The organism is Pseudomonas sp. FR229a, assembly GCF_030209115.1.
In the GTDB taxonomy this organism is placed as follows: Bacteria; Pseudomonadota; Gammaproteobacteria; order Pseudomonadales; family Pseudomonadaceae; genus Aquipseudomonas; species Aquipseudomonas moraviensis_A.
The window spans coordinates 197,889-212,053 of sequence record NZ_JARVSP010000008.1 but is presented as its reverse complement, the minus strand read 5'-3'; the positions used below and the strand labels follow the sequence as shown (position 1 = coordinate 212,053).

Sequence of the window (14,165 nt, the reverse complement as noted above, 5' to 3'; positions counted from 1 at the left end):
TAGGGTGTGTTAAGTCGGGGCCAAGTATCGGCAGGCCATGTGAACACTCTATGGCTGAAATATGACAATTGGATGAAAGGCCAGCATCACTCGCCGCAGAACAGAAGAAACCTTTCCGAAGTTGACAAATCACTAGCAAAAGATAGTCTTGTCAACCACGAGAGGAACCCATGATAAACGACCGTATTCGCCGCGCACGCCTGCAAAAAGGCCTCACTCTTGAGGCTTTGGCCGATCAGCTCGGCGACATAACCAAACAAGCCCTGAGCAAATATGAAAAAGGGTTGAGCACTCCGAACTCGACTCGCCTGCTGCAACTGGCCAAAGCTCTTAATGTCAGCCCGGAGTATTTCTTCCGTGCGGATGCGATTGCGCTCGCGCCGCTGGAGTTTCGCAAACTGGCAAGGATGCATAAATATCGTCAGGCACAGGTGGAAGAGAACATTCGTGAACACCTCGAGCGCTACATAGCGCTAGAGGAATGTTTCAATCCCGCTGATATCTATACCCCGGCAACCCCCTCACAAATGATCCAGGTTTCCTGCCTCGATGAAGCCGAGCAGGCGGCTGAAGAGCTTCGCCAGTTCTGGGGCATCGGTAGCGACCCGATTGCCAACCTGACCGAGCAACTGGAAGAGCACAGTATCAAGGTTGCGATGCTCCATGGCCCGGATGATTTCGACGGCGCCTGTGCTGCCACTGGCAACGGCGAGCACGTGCTGATTGCATTGAATGCGGACCGCCCTGGCGAAAGAATCAGGTTTACTGCCGCTCACGAGCTCGGTCACTGGGTAATGGCATTACCGGAAAATATGCCCGAGAAGGACAAGGAAAATTGCTGCCATCGATTCGCCGGCGCCTTCCTTTATCCGGCAAAAGGCGTCACCAGTGATTTCGGTAGCCATCCTCGATCCAGAGTTCACCCACGTGAGTTACTGATTGCCAAGCGCCAATACGGCATCTCCATGCACGCGGCGCTGAGACGACTCAAAGATCTGAGGGTTCTCAGCGAGAACGGCTACAAATCGCTGACTATCCAATTCAGTGCCAATGGCTGGCGCAAATCGGAACCTGAGCCGTTGCCATGCAAACCACCACAAAGGTTCGAGTCGCTGGCATTCTGGGCTCTGGCCGAAGGATTGATCAGTAAATCCAGAGCCGCTGAACTTCTGCGCAAACCAGTGAGCGCACTGGACCCTAATTTCCTGGGTTCACTGGAGAATGCATGAGTCTGATCTACATCAGCGATACGAATATATGGATTGACTTCAGAAATGCCGGATTGCTGGAGCAGATGTTTCAACTGCCGTTCACCCTTTGTTGCACTGACTTTGTAATGCAGGAGCTCGCAGACTTCCCTCATGAAGAACTGCTTGAGCGAGGATTGAACGTTGAGTCGTTCGACGAATCGGGGGTGATCAGACTTTTCGGATTGAAAACGAGCACAACAACAGCTCACTGGCTGACGTGTCCTGCTACTTGCTCGCTCAGGAAACAGGCCGGCCGCTCTTGACCGGAGACGGCAAGTTGCGGCGTCAGGCACAACGAGATGGATTACAGGTACACGGTGCGCTGTGGTTACTGGATTTGATGGTTGCACATCAAGTGATCGACCGTCTCCATGCTGCGAATTCCTTGGCTCACATGCTTGAGCATGGCGCTCGACTACCGGTTGGCGAGTGTGAAGCAAGGCTCTCGCGCTGGCGAGAGCCACAGCCGTAGGGAAGCGCCAGTCAGCGACCCTTCTTCCACAGCCACGCTCCCACCACCATCCCCATCCCGCACAACACCGCTACGTAGTAAGCCGGCCCCATCGCGCTTTCCTTCAACAGCAGGCTCACCACCATCGGCGTCAAGCCACCGAAAATTGCGTAAGCGACGTTGTACGAAAACGACAACCCGCTGAATCGCACCACCGGAGGGAACGCCTTGACCATCACGTACGGCACCGCGCCAATCGTGCCGACCAGCAGACCGGTCAATGCGTACAGCGGGAACAGCCAGTTCGGGTGGTCGGCGAGGCTGTGGTAGAAGGTCCAGGAGCTGATCAGCAGGCCCAGGCAACCGAACACGAATACGCGACCGGCGCCGAAGCGATCAGCCAGTGCGCCGGCGCCGATGCAGCCGAGGCTGAGGAAGACGATCGCCAGGCTGTTGGCTTGCAGCGCGGTGGTTGGCGAGAAGTGGTAGACCGTTTGCAGCACGGTCGGGGTCATCAGAATCACCACGACGACGCCTGCCGACAGCAACCAGGTCAGCAGCATCGAGATGGCGATGGCGCCGCGGTGGTCACGCAGTACCGCGCGCAACGGCACTTCTTCGGCCAGTGCCTTGCGCAGTTGCAGTTCGGCGAATACCGGGGTTTCGTGCAGCCAGCGGCGCAGATACACCGAGAACAGGCCGAACACGCCGCCAAGCAGGAACGGAATCCGCCAGGCGTAATCCGACACTTCAACGGGCGTATAAATGCTGTTGATCGCCGTGGCGACCAGCGAGCCAAGGAGGATGCCGGCAGTCAGACCGCTGGTGAGGGTGCCGCAGGCGTAGCCGATGTGCTTTTGCGGTACGTGTTCGGAAACGAAGACCCACGCCCCCGGCACCTCACCGCCAATCGCGGCGCCCTGGATCACCCGCATCAGCAGCAACAGGATCGGCGCCCAGATGCCGATCTGCGCGTAGGTCGGCAGCAGGCCCATGATCAGCGTCGGTACGGCCATCATGAAAATGCTCAGGGTGAACATTTTCTTGCGCCCCAGCAGGTCGCCGAAGTGCGCCATGACGATGCCGCCCAGCGGCCGCGCCAGATAGCCGGCCGCAAAGATGCCGAAGGTCTGCATCAAGCGCAGCCACTCGGGCATGTCGGCCGGGAAGAACAGCTTGCCGACCACGGTGGCGAAGAAAACGAAGATGATGAAATCGTAAAACTCCAGCGCCCCGCCAAGGGCGGACAGCGACAGAGTCTTGTAGTCATTGCGGGTCAACGGTCGTGCGGGTTGCTCGGGCTGCGCGAGGCTCGAAGGCGCTGTGGTCATGGCAAGGGCTTCTCTTATAGTCGAATCTGTCGCCACAACAACGCTGGCGGTGGCTTGGACAGGTTCGGCACCATAGCAAATTGTTCGAAAAAGCACATAGAGGTGCGTAATTGACGGTCGAAATCAGAACCGGGTGGTCGTCGCGGAGTCTATCGACCGATATACTCGCCACCTGCGCAGGATTTGTAAGAGGTTACTGTGCGAAAACGTTGTTGGCCCGTCCTTTGCTCGGGATTTAGCCTTTTTCGCAGAGTTTCCCTTTAGGCGCCTGATGGAAAACGTGACGAACGCAGTGTGTTCGGTGTTGAATCGTTTTTCTTGAAGACGGCTACCACCCGCAATACCCACGAAGAGTCACGGGTCAGAGGCCCCTCGGCATGATAGAGCTCGAACAAGAAGATCCGATCCCACAGGGCGACCTGGCCCTGCAAATCACCGCACTTCCGCGCGAAACCAATGGCTTTGGAGATATTTTCGGCGGCTGGCTGGTCGCGCAAATGGATCTGGCCGGCACCGCCATGGCCAGCCGTGTTGCCGGTGGCCGCGTCGCCACCGTCGCCATCGACCGCATGGCGTTTCTCGTGCCGGTCGCCGTGGGCGCGCAGTTGTCCTTTTATACCCAGACCCTGGAAATCGGCCGCAGCTCGATCCAGATGATGGTCGAAGTGTGGAGCGATGACCCACTGTCCAGCGAATGGCGCAAGGTTACCGAGGCGGTTTTCGTCTTCGTTGCCATCGACGGCAGCGGTCGCACCCGCTCGGTGCCGCCACGCGCGCGTTAAACCTCGCGGCCGTTTTGCGGTCGATAGTCGTCCCCAGTGTCTGATCGAGAGTTGCCCATGAACACGCCCAACGTTGAAGCCGTCAAACAGGATGAACTGAACTGCTGGCGCATCCGCCACGGCAAGGCCGAAGTGCTGGTGGCCCAGCAAGGCGCGCACATCCTCAGTTATCAGATCGACGGCCAGCCGCCGATCATCTGGCTCAACGACAAGGCCGAGTTCAAGACCGGCAAGAGCATCCGCGCCGGTGTGCCGGTGTGCTGGCCGTGGTTCGGCAAGTTCGAACGCAACCCGCACAGCGTGCAGGCGATGTATACCGGCGAGCAACCGGCCCCCGCGCACGGTCTGGTGCGGGCGATGGACTGGGAGTTGGGCAACATCGAATCAGAGGCTGACGGCATCAAGGTCGAGTTCAAGCTGCCCTACCCGGAAGGAGGCCTGCCGGGCTGGCCGCACGAGGTGGATCTGACCCTGACCCTGCATCTGGCGGATCAATTGCACTACAGTCTGACCAGCCATAACCGTGGTACTGACTCCGTCACATTGAGTCAGGCGCTGCACACGTATTTCGCCGTGAGTGACGTGCGCACTGTGCATGTCGACGGCGTGGCCGGGCTGAATTACATCGAGACCCTGGATGACTGGAACACGGCCAGCCAGAGCGGCGATCTGCATTTCAGTGGCGAAACCGACCGCATCTACCTTGACGCTCCGCCACAGCTGAGCATCGTTGATCCGACCTGGGAACGACGCGTCGTGCTGACGGCTACAGGCTCGCGGACTGCGGTGATCTGGAACCCGTGGATCGACCGCGCCGCCGCATTGCCCGACATGGACAACGACGGCTGGCAGCGCATGCTGTGCATCGAGACGGCGAATGTGATGGACGACATCGTGAGCCTCGCGCCGGGTGCGAGCCACACCATGGGCGTCAGCGTCGCCAGCAAACCACTTTAAGATCAAAAGATCGCAGCCTTCGGCAGCTCCTACAGGGCGTACATCAATCCCATGTAGGAGCTGCCGAAGGCTGCGATCTTTTGCTTTAAAGGTCAGCCTCCTCCACCACCCGCACCTTATCCGCTTCCAGCGCATAGGCCGCATCCGCCAGGTCATTACTGACCTTTTCGATTTTCAGCGTGCCGGTCACCCAGAGCGGTGTATAGATGTCGTCCAGCTTCAAGCCTTTCGGATAACGCACCAGTACCAGTTGATTCGGCGGCGGTGGCGGCACATGGATGCAGGCGCCCGGATACGGCACGAGGAAGAACAACGTGCTGCGGCCCTTGGCATCGGATTCCAGCGGCACCGGGTAACCACCGAGGCGGATGTGCTTGTCGTTCATCGACGCCACGGTTTTCGTCGAATACATCACCGCCGGCAGACCTTTGGCCTGCTTCATCCCACCCTTCTCGGTGAAGGTGCCAGTGGCCTCGGGGGAGTTGTGGTCGATTTCAGGCATGGCCTCGAGGGCCTTCTGGTCCGACTTGGGCATCAGTTCCAGCCAGTCGGTTTCCGGCAGTTCGCCGGCGTGGGCGAGATAGCTGCCCAGCAAAAGGAGAGTCAACAGAAGACGGCGCATGAAGGTGCTCGGCAGGCAAGGGTATGAACGGTGAGTCGCCGCGCATTCTAGCCCTCCCGGCCGCGAAGGCCGAGAGTGCTTTGTCGCTTTCGATCAGTTCTTTTTGATCAGACCGTAGATCACCAGCAACACGACAGCGCCGACCAGTGCGCCGAGGAAACCCGCGCCCTCGCCCGCCTGATAGATGCCCAGAGCCTGGCCGCCGTAGGTGGCTGCCAGCGAACCGCCGATACCGAGCAGGATGGTCATGATCCAGCCCATGCTGTCATCGCCCGGTTTCAGGAACCGAGCCAGCAGGCCGACGATCAAGCCGATAAAGATGGTTCCGATAATTCCCATGGCATTTCCCTCTGATTTGGTAGATATGCGAAAGCCTAGACAGACTTTGGCATCCTGCCATGAGAGAACGGCGGCCCTTGAATGGTTCCGCCGCTGCCACATGAAACCGTTTTTACTCGGCGATCAGCGCTTCGACCTTGATGATCTGCGCTTGCAGCGTGGCCATGTCGGCGCAACGCAGGTTGGCGTGGCCGACCTTGCGTCCGGCCTTGAAGGCCTTGCCGTAGTGATGCAGATGGCAGTCTTCGATGGCGATGACTTTCTCAACCGGCGGTACCACGCCGATGAAGTTGAGCATCGCGCTCTCGCCGACCTTGGCGGTCGAACCCAGTGGCAGGCCGGCCACGGCGCGCAGGTGGTTTTCGAACTGGCTGCACTCGGCGCCTTCGGTGGTCCAGTGCCCGGAGTTGTGCACGCGCGGGGCGATTTCGTTGGCTTTCAGGCCACCGTCGACTTCAAAGAACTCGAAAGCCATCACGCCGACGTAGTCGAGGTGCTTGAGCACACGGCTGGAATAATCTTCCGCCAGCGCCTGCAACGGGTGATCGGTGCTGGCGACCGACAGCTTGAGGATGCCGCTGTCGTGGGTGTTGTGCACCAGTGGATAGAACTTCGTTTCACCATCGCGGGCACGCACGGCGATCAGCGACACTTCGCCGGTGAACGGCACGAATCCTTCCAGCAGGCAGGCAACGCTGCCCAGTTCGGCGAAAGTACCCGCAACGTCTTCCGGCTTGCGCAGGACTTTCTGGCCCTTGCCGTCGTAACCCAGGGTGCGGGTTTTCAGCACGGCCGGCAGACCGATGGAAGCGACGGCGGCTTCCAGATCGGCTTGCGACTGGATGTCGGCGAAGGCCGGGGTCGGAATGCCGAGGTCCTTGAACATGCTTTTTTCGAACCAGCGATCACGGGCGATGCGCAGCGCTTCGGCGCTCGGGTAGACCGGCACGAATTGCGAGAGAAACGCCACGGTTTCGGCCGGGACGCTTTCGAATTCGAAGGTCACCAGATCGACTTCATCGGCCAGTTGGCGCAGATGATCCTGATCGCCGTAATCGGCCCGCAGGTGTTCGCCCAGTGCGGCCGCACAAGCGTCCGGCGCAGGGTCGAGAAAAGCGAAGTTCATCCCCAGCGGAGTGCCCGCCAGGGCCAACATGCGACCCAACTGGCCGCCACCGATTACACCGATCTTCATCTCAACAACCTCAGGCAATACGTGGGTCTGGATTGTCCAGGACGCTGTCTGTCTGCTCGGCACGGAAGGTTTTCAGTACCGCGTGGAACTGCGGGTGCTTGGCGCCGAGGATGCTCGCCGAGAGCAGCGCGGCGTTGATCGCGCCGGCCTTGCCGATGGCCAGGGTGGCGACCGGAATGCCCGCGGGCATCTGCACGATCGACAGCAGCGAATCGACGCCCGAGAGCATGGCCGACTGCACCGGGACGCCCAGCACCGGCAGGTGGGTCTTGGCCGCACACATGCCTGGCAAGTGGGCTGCGCCACCGGCACCGGCGATGATCACCTCGATGCCGCGGCTTTCAGCCTCTTCGGCGTACTGGAACAGCAGATCCGGGGTGCGGTGGGCGGAGACCACCTTGACCTCGTACGGGATGCCGAGCTTTTCCAGCATATCGGCGGTGTGGCTAAGGGTGGACCAATCGGACTTGGAGCCCATGATCACGCCAACCAGTGCACTCATCGTCGCGCCTCTTCTCTCTGGAGCGCCCGCAGGCGCGTCATAAAACAACAAGCCACGCAGGTTGCGTGGCTTGATTGTGCGAAAAATGGCCGGACGTGCCGGCCGAAGGCCGCGCAGTATACCGCAAAGAAAGCAATAAACAGCCCCCGAAACGACCATCTGTCATCTGCCGCAAATGCCCGGTTTTATTGACTTGAAGGTCAGCGCCGCAACACCACAAATCCCTGTAGGAGTGAGCCTGCTCGCGATGGCGGTGTGTCAGTCACATCATCGTTGAATGTGCAGACGCTTTCGCGAGCAGGCTCGCTCCCACAGGGCTGCGGGTGTGTTCAAGAGTTTTGTGCAGCGCCGCCTTCAAGCTTGCGCCACAGCAACCGCACGTTGGCCTTGCGCACCAGGGCGCAGCGGTACAGGCGGATCTCCAGCGGCACATGCCATTGCGGGCCGCCACAGACCACCAGTTCGCCGCGCGCCAGTTCGGCGCGTACGCTCAGTTGCGGCACCCAGGCGATACCCAGGCCTTCCAGCGCCATGCTCTTCAGGCTGTCGGCCATGGCGGTTTCGTAGATCGTGGTGAAGCGCAGCTGGCGCTGGCGTAGCAGGCCGTTGACCGAACGGCCGAGAAACGCCCCGGCGCTGTAAGCCAGCAACGGCACGCTCGCCTCACCTTCCAGATCGAACAATGGCTTGCCATCCAGATCCGCCGCGCACACCGGCAGCATCTCGGTCTGGCCCAGGTGCAGCGAGGGGAAGATTTCCGGGTCCATCTGCATCGCCGAATCCGGGTCGTAGAACGCCAGCATCAGATCGCAGCCGCCTTCGCGCAGTGCATGCACGGCGTCGCCAACGTTGGTCGCCACCAGCCGCGTGGCAATGTTCAGCCCTTCGTTGCGCAACTGGGCGATCCAGCGCGGAAAAAAGCCCAGGGCCAGCGAGTGCGCCGCTGCGACTTGCATCACCTCGCCCTGCCCGCCTTCCAGATGATGCAGGTGGCGCAGCACTTCACCGAGCTGTTCGACCACGGTGCGCGCGGTCACCAGAAACAACTGCCCCGCCGCCGTCAGTTCGACCGGCGTGCGCGAACGATTGACCAGGGTCAGCCCCAATGCGGCTTCGAGGCTGCGAATCCGCCGACTGAACGCCGGCTGGGTCACGAAGCGCCGTTCGGCCGCCTGCGAGAAGCTGCGGGTAGCGGCCAAGGCACTGAAGTCCTCGAGCCATTTGCTTTCCAGATTCATCACGTCCTCCCGGACACGCACCAAAACAGGTCACACGTCTGCCGCACAGACGGCGTCACATGGGCATTATGCCGAATGTGCATAGGGCAGTGCTGAACAGCATTGGCCCAAAAATCCCCACAAGCCTAGCATTCGCAGCGTTCCGGCACAGACCGGGTCCTTATCGAGATGATTTCTATCATGTCCTCCGCTGCATCTTTCCGCACAGAAACCGACCTGCTTGGCGCCCTCGAAGTACCGGCCCATGCGTATTACGGCATCCAGACCCTGCGAGCGGTGAACAACTTCCGCCTCTCGGGAGTTCCGATTTCGCATTACCCGAAACTGGTTGTGGGCCTGGCGATGGTCAAACAGGCCGCCGCTGACGCCAACCGCGAGCTGGGTCACCTGAGCGAAGCCAAGCACGCTGCCATCAGCGAAGCCTGTGCCCGATTGATCCGCGGCGATTACCACGAAGAGTTCGTGGTCGACATGATTCAGGGTGGCGCCGGCACGTCCACCAACATGAACGCCAACGAAGTGATCGCCAACATTGCTCTGGAAGCGATGGGCCACGAGAAAGGCGAATACCAGTACCTGCATCCGAACGATGACGTGAACATGGCGCAGTCAACCAACGACGCCTACCCGACGGCGATCCGTCTGGGTCTGCTGCTCGGTCACGACGCGCTGCTGGCCAGTCTCGACAGCCTGATCCAGGCCTTCGCGGCCAAGGGCAAAGAGTTCGATCACGTCCTGAAAATGGGCCGTACCCAGCTGCAAGACGCCGTGCCGATGACCCTCGGCCAGGAATTCCGCGCGTTCGCCACCACCATGGGCGAAGACCTCGCCCGTCTGAAGACGCTGGCCCCGGAACTGCTGACCGAGGTAAACCTGGGCGGCACCGCGATCGGCACCGGCATCAACGCCGACCCGCGCTACCAGGCACTGGCGGTACAGCGTCTGGCACTGATCAGCGGTCAACCGCTGGTACCGGCCGCCGACCTGATCGAAGCAACCTCCGACATGGGCGCGTTCGTGCTGTTCTCCGGCATGCTCAAGCGCACTGCGGTCAAGCTGTCGAAGATCTGCAACGACCTGCGCCTGTTGTCCAGCGGCCCACGCACCGGCATCAATGAAATCAACCTGCCGGCGCGTCAGCCAGGCAGCTCGATCATGCCCGGCAAGGTCAACCCGGTGATCCCGGAGGCCGTGAACCAGGTGGCGTTCCAGGTCATCGGTAACGATCTGGCGCTGACCATGGCGGCCGAAGGCGGCCAGTTGCAGCTGAACGTGATGGAGCCGCTGATCGCCTTCAAGATCCTCGACTCGATCCGCCTGCTGCAACGCGCCATGGACATGCTGCGCGAGCACTGCATCGTCGGCATCACCGCCAACGAAGCGCGCTGCCGTGAACTGGTCGAGCACTCGATCGGTCTGGTCACCGCACTGAACCCGTACATCGGCTACAAGAACGCCACCCGCATCGCCCGTATCGCCCTTGAAAGCGGCCGTGGCGTGCTGGAACTGGTGCGCGAAGAAGGTCTGCTCGACGAAGCGATGCTCGCCGACATCCTGCGCCCGGAAAACATGATCGCTCCGCGTCTGGTTCCGCTCAAAGCCTGAGCCGACGCAAACTTGCAGCACCGCTCACCAGGTCGAGGGACTAGACACCTCTCACCTTTTGAGGGCTTGGGGATTTTGTCCCCGAGCCCTTTTTTTTAACTGTTTTAAGGACAAACGTCTTCTGTGGGAGTGAGCCTGCTCGCGATGAACGATGACGCGGTGTGCCATTAGAACCTCAGCGCCTGCATCGCGAGCAGGCTCACTCCTACAAAAGCCCGGCGCCGGTAACGCCGGGTGTTTCAACGCTTCGTTTCGTCGCTTGCACCACTACCGTGCAGACGGGCGCGCCACTGATCGGTATAGTGCCGCCCCTCTTCGCGTGAGCGGTCGTCGGTAACGAGGCCATTACCCATGCGAAACCCGAACTAATAACAAAACCCGCGATATGGATCCGGGACGAAACCTTCGCCTCACCCGTCGTGCCGCGCGCAGACCGGTGTAACACGATGTTTCTCCGATCCAGCATTTGCACCCACAAAAAACAGCGAGGAAAAATCCATGCTCGAAGTCATCAACGACTTCCTCTCAGGGAAAGTACTGATCGTGCTCATTGTCGGGCTCGGTAGCTACTTCACGATTCGCTCGCGTTTCGTTCAACTGCGTCACTTCTTCCACATGTTCGCGGTGTTCCGCGACAGCCTCAAAGGCAGCGCCGGGCAACTCAGCTCGTTCCAGGCCTTGATGCTCAGCCTCGCCGGCCGCGTCGGTGCAGGCAACATCGCCGGTGTCGGCATCGCCGTGACCCTCGGTGGTCCGGGTGCGGTGTTCTGGATGTGGGTGACCGCACTGGTCGGCATGTCCAGCAGCTTCTTCGAGTGCACCCTGGCCCAGGTCTACAAGCGCGCCGATGGCGACGGCCTGTACCGTGGCGGCCCGGCCTACTACATCCAGCACGGGCTCAAGCTCAAAGGCATGGCGGTGGTTTTCTCGATTCTGCTGCTGGTCACTTACGGCTTCGCCTTCATTGGCCTGCAGTCCTACACCGTGACCCACTCGCTGCAGAACGCCTTTGACTTCGACCCGCGCCACACCGGGATCGTCCTCGCAGTGCTGCTGGCCATCACGTTTATCGGCGGGATCAAGCGCATCGCTTCGGTCTCCGACCTGCTGGTCCCGATCAAGACCCTGGCCTATATCGGCGTGACCCTGTACGTGATCGGCACCCAGATCGAACACGTGCCGGCCATGCTGGAAACCATCTTCAAGAGCGCCTTCGGTCTCGATCCGGCCTTTGGTGGCCTGCTCGGCAGCGCCATCGTCATGGGCGTGAAGCGTGGCGTGTTTGCCAACGAAGCGGGTCTGGGCAGTGCGCCGAACGTCGCCGCTGTGGCCGCCGTAAAGCACCCGGGTGCACAGGGCGTGGTCCAGGCTTTCAGCGTATTCCTCGATACCTTCGTGATCTGCACCTGCACCGCGCTGCTGATCCTGCTGTCGGGCTTCTATACGCCGGGCTTCGAAGGTGACGGCATCGTCCTGACCCAGAACTCGCTGGCTGCCGTAGTCGGTGACTGGGGTCGCATGTTCGTCAGCGTCGCGCTGTCGCTGTTCGTCTTCACTTGCATCCTCTACAACTACTACCTGGGCGAAAACAGCCTGCAGTTCCTCAGCCGCAACCGCGCCCTGCTGATGCTGTTCCGTGGCCTGGTGCTGGCGCTGGTGGTCTGGGGTTCGATGCAGGACCTGTCGACCGTGTTCGCCTTCGCCGACATCACCATGACCTGCCTGGCCTTCGTCAACCTGGTGGCCCTGGCCATGCTGTTCAAGGTCGGCCTGCGCGTGATGCGCGACTACGACGAACAGCGCCGCGCCGGCGTCAAACAGCCAGTATTTGACTCCAGCAAATTTGCCGATCTGGATCTGGATCGCAACGCTTGGCCAGTCAACCCGCCAGCCGCTGCGGGCCAGACTGAAACTGCGCCGCAAGGCGTACCTGCAGCGCAACGCTGACAGGTGAATGACGGGCGCATCCGCTGCGCCCGTCAGTTATTGTGATGCAATAACTTGTAGGAGTGAGCCTGCTCGCGATAGCGATTGATCATTCAACATTTATGTTGGCTGAAAGACTGCTATCGCGAGCAGGCTCACTCCTACAATGTCATCTCTTGTGGAGACCTCAGATGATTGCCCATTCCTATCCCGCCGCCCAACACGTCATGGTGCTCTACACCGGTGGCACCATCGGCATGCAGGCCAGCGCCCACGGCCTGGCCCCGGCGTCCGGTTTCGAAGCGCGGATGCGTGACTACCTGCACAGCCAGCCTGAGCTGGTGGTGCCACAGTGGCAATTTCGCGAGATGTCGCCGCTGATCGACAGCGCCAACATGACCCCGGCCTACTGGCAGCAACTGCGCGAAGCGGTGGTCGATGCCGTTGACGTAAAAGGCTGCGACAGCGTGCTGATCCTGCACGGCACCGACACGCTGGCGTACAGCGCAGCGGCGATGAGTTTTCAATTGCTCGGTCTGCACGCCCGCGTGTGCTTCACCGGTTCGATGCAGCCGGCAGGCGTGACCGACAGCGATGCCTGGGAAAACCTCGGCGGCGCGCTGGTCGCCCTCGGCCAAGGCCTGGCGCCCGGCGTGCATCTGTACTTCCACGGCGAACTGCTGGCCCCGACCCGTTGCGCGAAAGTGCGCAGTTTTGGCCGTCATCCGTTCAAACGACTTGAGCGTCAGGGCGGTGGCCTGAAAGCGCCTTCGATTCCAGCGTCGTTGAACTACAACCAGCCGAAGCAACTGGCCAAGGTGGCGGTGTTGCCACTGTTCCCGGGCATCAGCGCCGAGGTGCTCGACGGCCTGCTCGACAGCGGCATTCAAGGTCTGGTGCTGGAGTGCTACGGCAGCGGCACAGGGCCGAGCGACAACCCGCAATTCCTCGCCAGCCTTGGCCGCGCACGGGATAACGGCGTGGTCGTGGTTGCAGTCACGCAGTGTCATGAAGGTGGCGTTGAGCTTGATGTGTACGAAGCGGGCAGCCGCTTGCGAAGTGCGGGCGTGTTGTCCGGTGGGGGCATGACCCGCGAAGCGGCGTTCGGCAAGTTGCATGGTCTGCTTGGCGCAGGGCTTAACACACAGGAAGTTCGTCAACTGGTTGAGCTGGATCTGTGTGGAGAGCTGGTCTGACCAGCGCTGTCCAATACACTTTTCATCATAAATAAACCTTCCTGCAAAATTGATGCAGGAAGGTTTAAACAATTAATCTAAAGTAACTTCGAATTTTCCGCCGGTGAGTATGGAGTTACCGTCTCTATCGCCTTGAACATCATCCAGCAACCCAGCTATCTTTTTACTGCCCTCTTGCCACTCCACTCGAATCCAGCCCTTTGTCGCCACCCACTCTTGCACAGAATCCTGAAACAACAAATAAACAGGGTCGCCGTGCCCTACAAACTCCACTTTCGTATTCAAATAAGCTTTGCCGATTGCCACGCCGATAATGTTATTGCGGCCCGGATCTCCGCCGCTCATATCGAAGTCGAAAACAATTTCATTAGCACGAACTTCGGCGTGAATGACCGGAAACGTTTGCTTGTGACCGTCAACCTCCACAGTAATCTGGCCTTGAAGCGCCTTCTTGCTGCCTTTGAAAAATTCCAGCGAATATTTTTTAGCTTGTGAACCGCTCATTTAAATCTCCTTATCGACACATTGGTCAAAATTCATATTTACTGAAGAACTCGCAACATCCACTAAACAATTAGCGACATCCACTGGCAAACTAGACCCGACTTATGTAGCTGTCAAAAAAAATACCTCTAAATAAAAATATTCGACAAACGGTTAACAATTCGCCAAAAACCTGTGATTTCTGACAGTAGACCAAGCGCAGCTTAATATTTAGAATTGACATGGGCCATGTCCTGCTCTGATTACTCAACGGCTTATAGACAACTT

The 14,165-nt window shown here is 59.8% G+C and carries 15 protein-coding genes; 8 read left to right on the top strand and 7 right to left on the bottom strand.

What is annotated here, in order from left to right; all coding sequences use genetic code 11:
• Nucleotides 1-170: 170 nt before the first annotated feature.
• From QRN33_RS07565 to QRN33_RS26685, 3 genes are read left to right on the top strand one after another with little or no spacing between them, the layout of a single operon-like run.
• Nucleotides 171-1,229 carry a helix-turn-helix domain-containing protein gene (locus tag QRN33_RS07565; RefSeq protein WP_285407835.1) on the top strand — a complete coding sequence of 353 codons (1,059 nt, stop codon included), beginning with the start codon at nucleotides 171-173 and terminating at the stop codon, nucleotides 1,227-1,229.
• On the top strand, nucleotides 1,226-1,513 hold the full coding sequence (locus tag QRN33_RS07560) for a PIN domain-containing protein (protein ID WP_285407833.1): 288 nt from the start codon (nucleotides 1,226-1,228) through the stop codon (nucleotides 1,511-1,513). Before QRN33_RS07565 ends, QRN33_RS07560 begins: the two co-directional genes overlap by 4 nt.
• Entirely contained in the window at nucleotides 1,468-1,722 is a 255-nt protein-coding gene (locus QRN33_RS26685; protein ID WP_502944972.1) for a PIN domain-containing protein, read from the top strand. Before QRN33_RS07560 ends, QRN33_RS26685 begins: the two co-directional genes overlap by 46 nt.
• An 11-nt stretch (nucleotides 1,723-1,733) precedes the next feature.
• On the opposite strand, the gene QRN33_RS07555 is transcribed toward QRN33_RS26685, so the two are convergent.
• Nucleotides 1,734-3,032, bottom strand: a complete 1,299-nt coding sequence (locus tag QRN33_RS07555; protein WP_064365146.1) for an MFS transporter — start codon at nucleotides 3,030-3,032, stop codon at nucleotides 1,734-1,736.
• A gap of 377 nt (nucleotides 3,033-3,409) precedes the next feature.
• On the opposite strand from QRN33_RS07555, the gene QRN33_RS07550 reads away from it, so the two are divergent.
• Both QRN33_RS07550 and QRN33_RS07545 read left to right on the top strand, forming a co-directional pair.
• Nucleotides 3,410-3,814 carry an acyl-CoA thioesterase gene (locus QRN33_RS07550; protein ID WP_003229628.1) on the top strand — a complete coding sequence of 135 codons (405 nt, stop codon included), beginning with the start codon at nucleotides 3,410-3,412 and terminating at the stop codon, nucleotides 3,812-3,814.
• A 57-nt stretch (nucleotides 3,815-3,871) separates the two neighbouring features.
• Entirely contained in the window at nucleotides 3,872-4,771 is a 900-nt protein-coding gene (locus QRN33_RS07545; protein ID WP_285407830.1) for a D-hexose-6-phosphate mutarotase, read from the top strand.
• 85 nt (nucleotides 4,772-4,856) lie between these two features.
• Here QRN33_RS07545 and QRN33_RS07540 read toward each other — a convergent pair whose 3' ends face one another.
• The 5 genes from QRN33_RS07540 to QRN33_RS07520 all read right to left on the bottom strand — a co-directional run bounded on the left by QRN33_RS07540 (nucleotide 4,857) and on the right by QRN33_RS07520 (nucleotide 8,667).
• The gene (locus QRN33_RS07540; protein WP_042608068.1) at nucleotides 4,857-5,393 is read right to left on the bottom strand and encodes a DUF3299 domain-containing protein; all 537 of its coding nucleotides are present in this window, start codon (nucleotides 5,391-5,393) and stop codon (nucleotides 4,857-4,859) included.
• Nucleotides 5,394-5,486: 93 nt separating this feature from the next.
• Nucleotides 5,487-5,732 (bottom strand): GlsB/YeaQ/YmgE family stress response membrane protein, encoded by a 246-nt coding sequence (locus tag QRN33_RS07535; protein ID WP_016772475.1) that lies wholly within the window; start codon nucleotides 5,730-5,732, stop codon nucleotides 5,487-5,489.
• A 112-nt stretch (nucleotides 5,733-5,844) separates the two neighbouring features.
• The gene (locus tag QRN33_RS07530) at nucleotides 5,845-6,927 is read right to left on the bottom strand and encodes a 5-(carboxyamino)imidazole ribonucleotide synthase (protein WP_042608067.1); all 1,083 of its coding nucleotides are present in this window, start codon (nucleotides 6,925-6,927) and stop codon (nucleotides 5,845-5,847) included.
• Nucleotides 6,928-6,937: 10 nt separating this feature from the next.
• A complete protein-coding gene (gene purE, locus QRN33_RS07525; protein WP_007920220.1) occupies nucleotides 6,938-7,429 on the bottom strand; it encodes a 5-(carboxyamino)imidazole ribonucleotide mutase in 492 nt (163 codons plus the stop codon).
• 329 nt (nucleotides 7,430-7,758) lie between these two features.
• On the bottom strand, nucleotides 7,759-8,667 hold the full coding sequence (locus tag QRN33_RS07520) for a LysR substrate-binding domain-containing protein (RefSeq protein ID WP_123417696.1): 909 nt from the start codon (nucleotides 8,665-8,667) through the stop codon (nucleotides 7,759-7,761).
• Between the two features lie 180 nt (nucleotides 8,668-8,847).
• On the opposite strand from QRN33_RS07520, the gene aspA reads away from it, so the two are divergent.
• The 3 genes from aspA (at nucleotide 8,848) to QRN33_RS07505 (ending at nucleotide 13,394) form a co-directional block, all read left to right on the top strand.
• On the top strand, nucleotides 8,848-10,272 hold the full coding sequence (gene aspA / locus QRN33_RS07515; protein WP_016772472.1) for an aspartate ammonia-lyase: 1,425 nt from the start codon (nucleotides 8,848-8,850) through the stop codon (nucleotides 10,270-10,272).
• 498 nt (nucleotides 10,273-10,770) lie between these two features.
• On the top strand, nucleotides 10,771-12,219 hold the full coding sequence (locus tag QRN33_RS07510; RefSeq protein WP_042608066.1) for an alanine/glycine:cation symporter family protein: 1,449 nt from the start codon (nucleotides 10,771-10,773) through the stop codon (nucleotides 12,217-12,219).
• 170 nt (nucleotides 12,220-12,389) lie between these two features.
• Nucleotides 12,390-13,394 carry an asparaginase gene (locus tag QRN33_RS07505; RefSeq protein ID WP_285407823.1) on the top strand — a complete coding sequence of 335 codons (1,005 nt, stop codon included), beginning with the start codon at nucleotides 12,390-12,392 and terminating at the stop codon, nucleotides 13,392-13,394.
• 72 nt (nucleotides 13,395-13,466) lie between these two features.
• Here QRN33_RS07505 and QRN33_RS07500 read toward each other — a convergent pair whose 3' ends face one another.
• Nucleotides 13,467-13,898 carry a hypothetical protein gene (locus tag QRN33_RS07500; RefSeq protein WP_123417694.1) on the bottom strand — a complete coding sequence of 144 codons (432 nt, stop codon included), beginning with the start codon at nucleotides 13,896-13,898 and terminating at the stop codon, nucleotides 13,467-13,469.
• Nucleotides 13,899-14,165 lie beyond the last annotated feature (267 nt).

Bases quoted from the DNA above. Each gene is read 5' to 3' on its own strand.
- aspA (WP_016772472.1), top strand. From the start codon at position 8,848: ATGTCCTCCGCTGCATCTTTCCGCACAGAAACCGACCTGCTTGGCGCC.
- QRN33_RS07545 (WP_285407830.1), top strand. From the start codon at position 3,872: ATGAACACGCCCAACGTTGAAGCCGTCAAACAGGATGAACTGAACTGC.
- QRN33_RS07550 (WP_003229628.1), top strand. From the start codon at position 3,410: ATGATAGAGCTCGAACAAGAAGATCCGATCCCACAGGGCGACCTGGCC.
- QRN33_RS07565 (WP_285407835.1), top strand. From the start codon at position 171: ATGATAAACGACCGTATTCGCCGCGCACGCCTGCAAAAAGGCCTCACT.
- QRN33_RS07510 (WP_042608066.1), top strand. From the start codon at position 10,771: ATGCTCGAAGTCATCAACGACTTCCTCTCAGGGAAAGTACTGATCGTG.
- QRN33_RS07560 (WP_285407833.1), top strand. From the start codon at position 1,226: ATGAGTCTGATCTACATCAGCGATACGAATATATGGATTGACTTCAGA.
- purE (WP_007920220.1), bottom strand. From the start codon at position 7,429: ATGAGTGCACTGGTTGGCGTGATCATGGGCTCCAAGTCCGATTGGTCC.
- QRN33_RS07555 (WP_064365146.1), bottom strand. From the start codon at position 3,032: ATGACCACAGCGCCTTCGAGCCTCGCGCAGCCCGAGCAACCCGCACGA.
- QRN33_RS07540 (WP_042608068.1), bottom strand. From the start codon at position 5,393: ATGCGCCGTCTTCTGTTGACTCTCCTTTTGCTGGGCAGCTATCTCGCC.
- QRN33_RS07500 (WP_123417694.1), bottom strand. From the start codon at position 13,898: ATGAGCGGTTCACAAGCTAAAAAATATTCGCTGGAATTTTTCAAAGGC.
- QRN33_RS07535 (WP_016772475.1), bottom strand. From the start codon at position 5,732: ATGGGAATTATCGGAACCATCTTTATCGGCTTGATCGTCGGCCTGCTG.
- QRN33_RS07530 (WP_042608067.1), bottom strand. From the start codon at position 6,927: ATGAAGATCGGTGTAATCGGTGGCGGCCAGTTGGGTCGCATGTTGGCC.
- QRN33_RS07505 (WP_285407823.1), top strand. From the start codon at position 12,390: ATGATTGCCCATTCCTATCCCGCCGCCCAACACGTCATGGTGCTCTAC.
- QRN33_RS07520 (WP_123417696.1), bottom strand. From the start codon at position 8,667: ATGAATCTGGAAAGCAAATGGCTCGAGGACTTCAGTGCCTTGGCCGCT.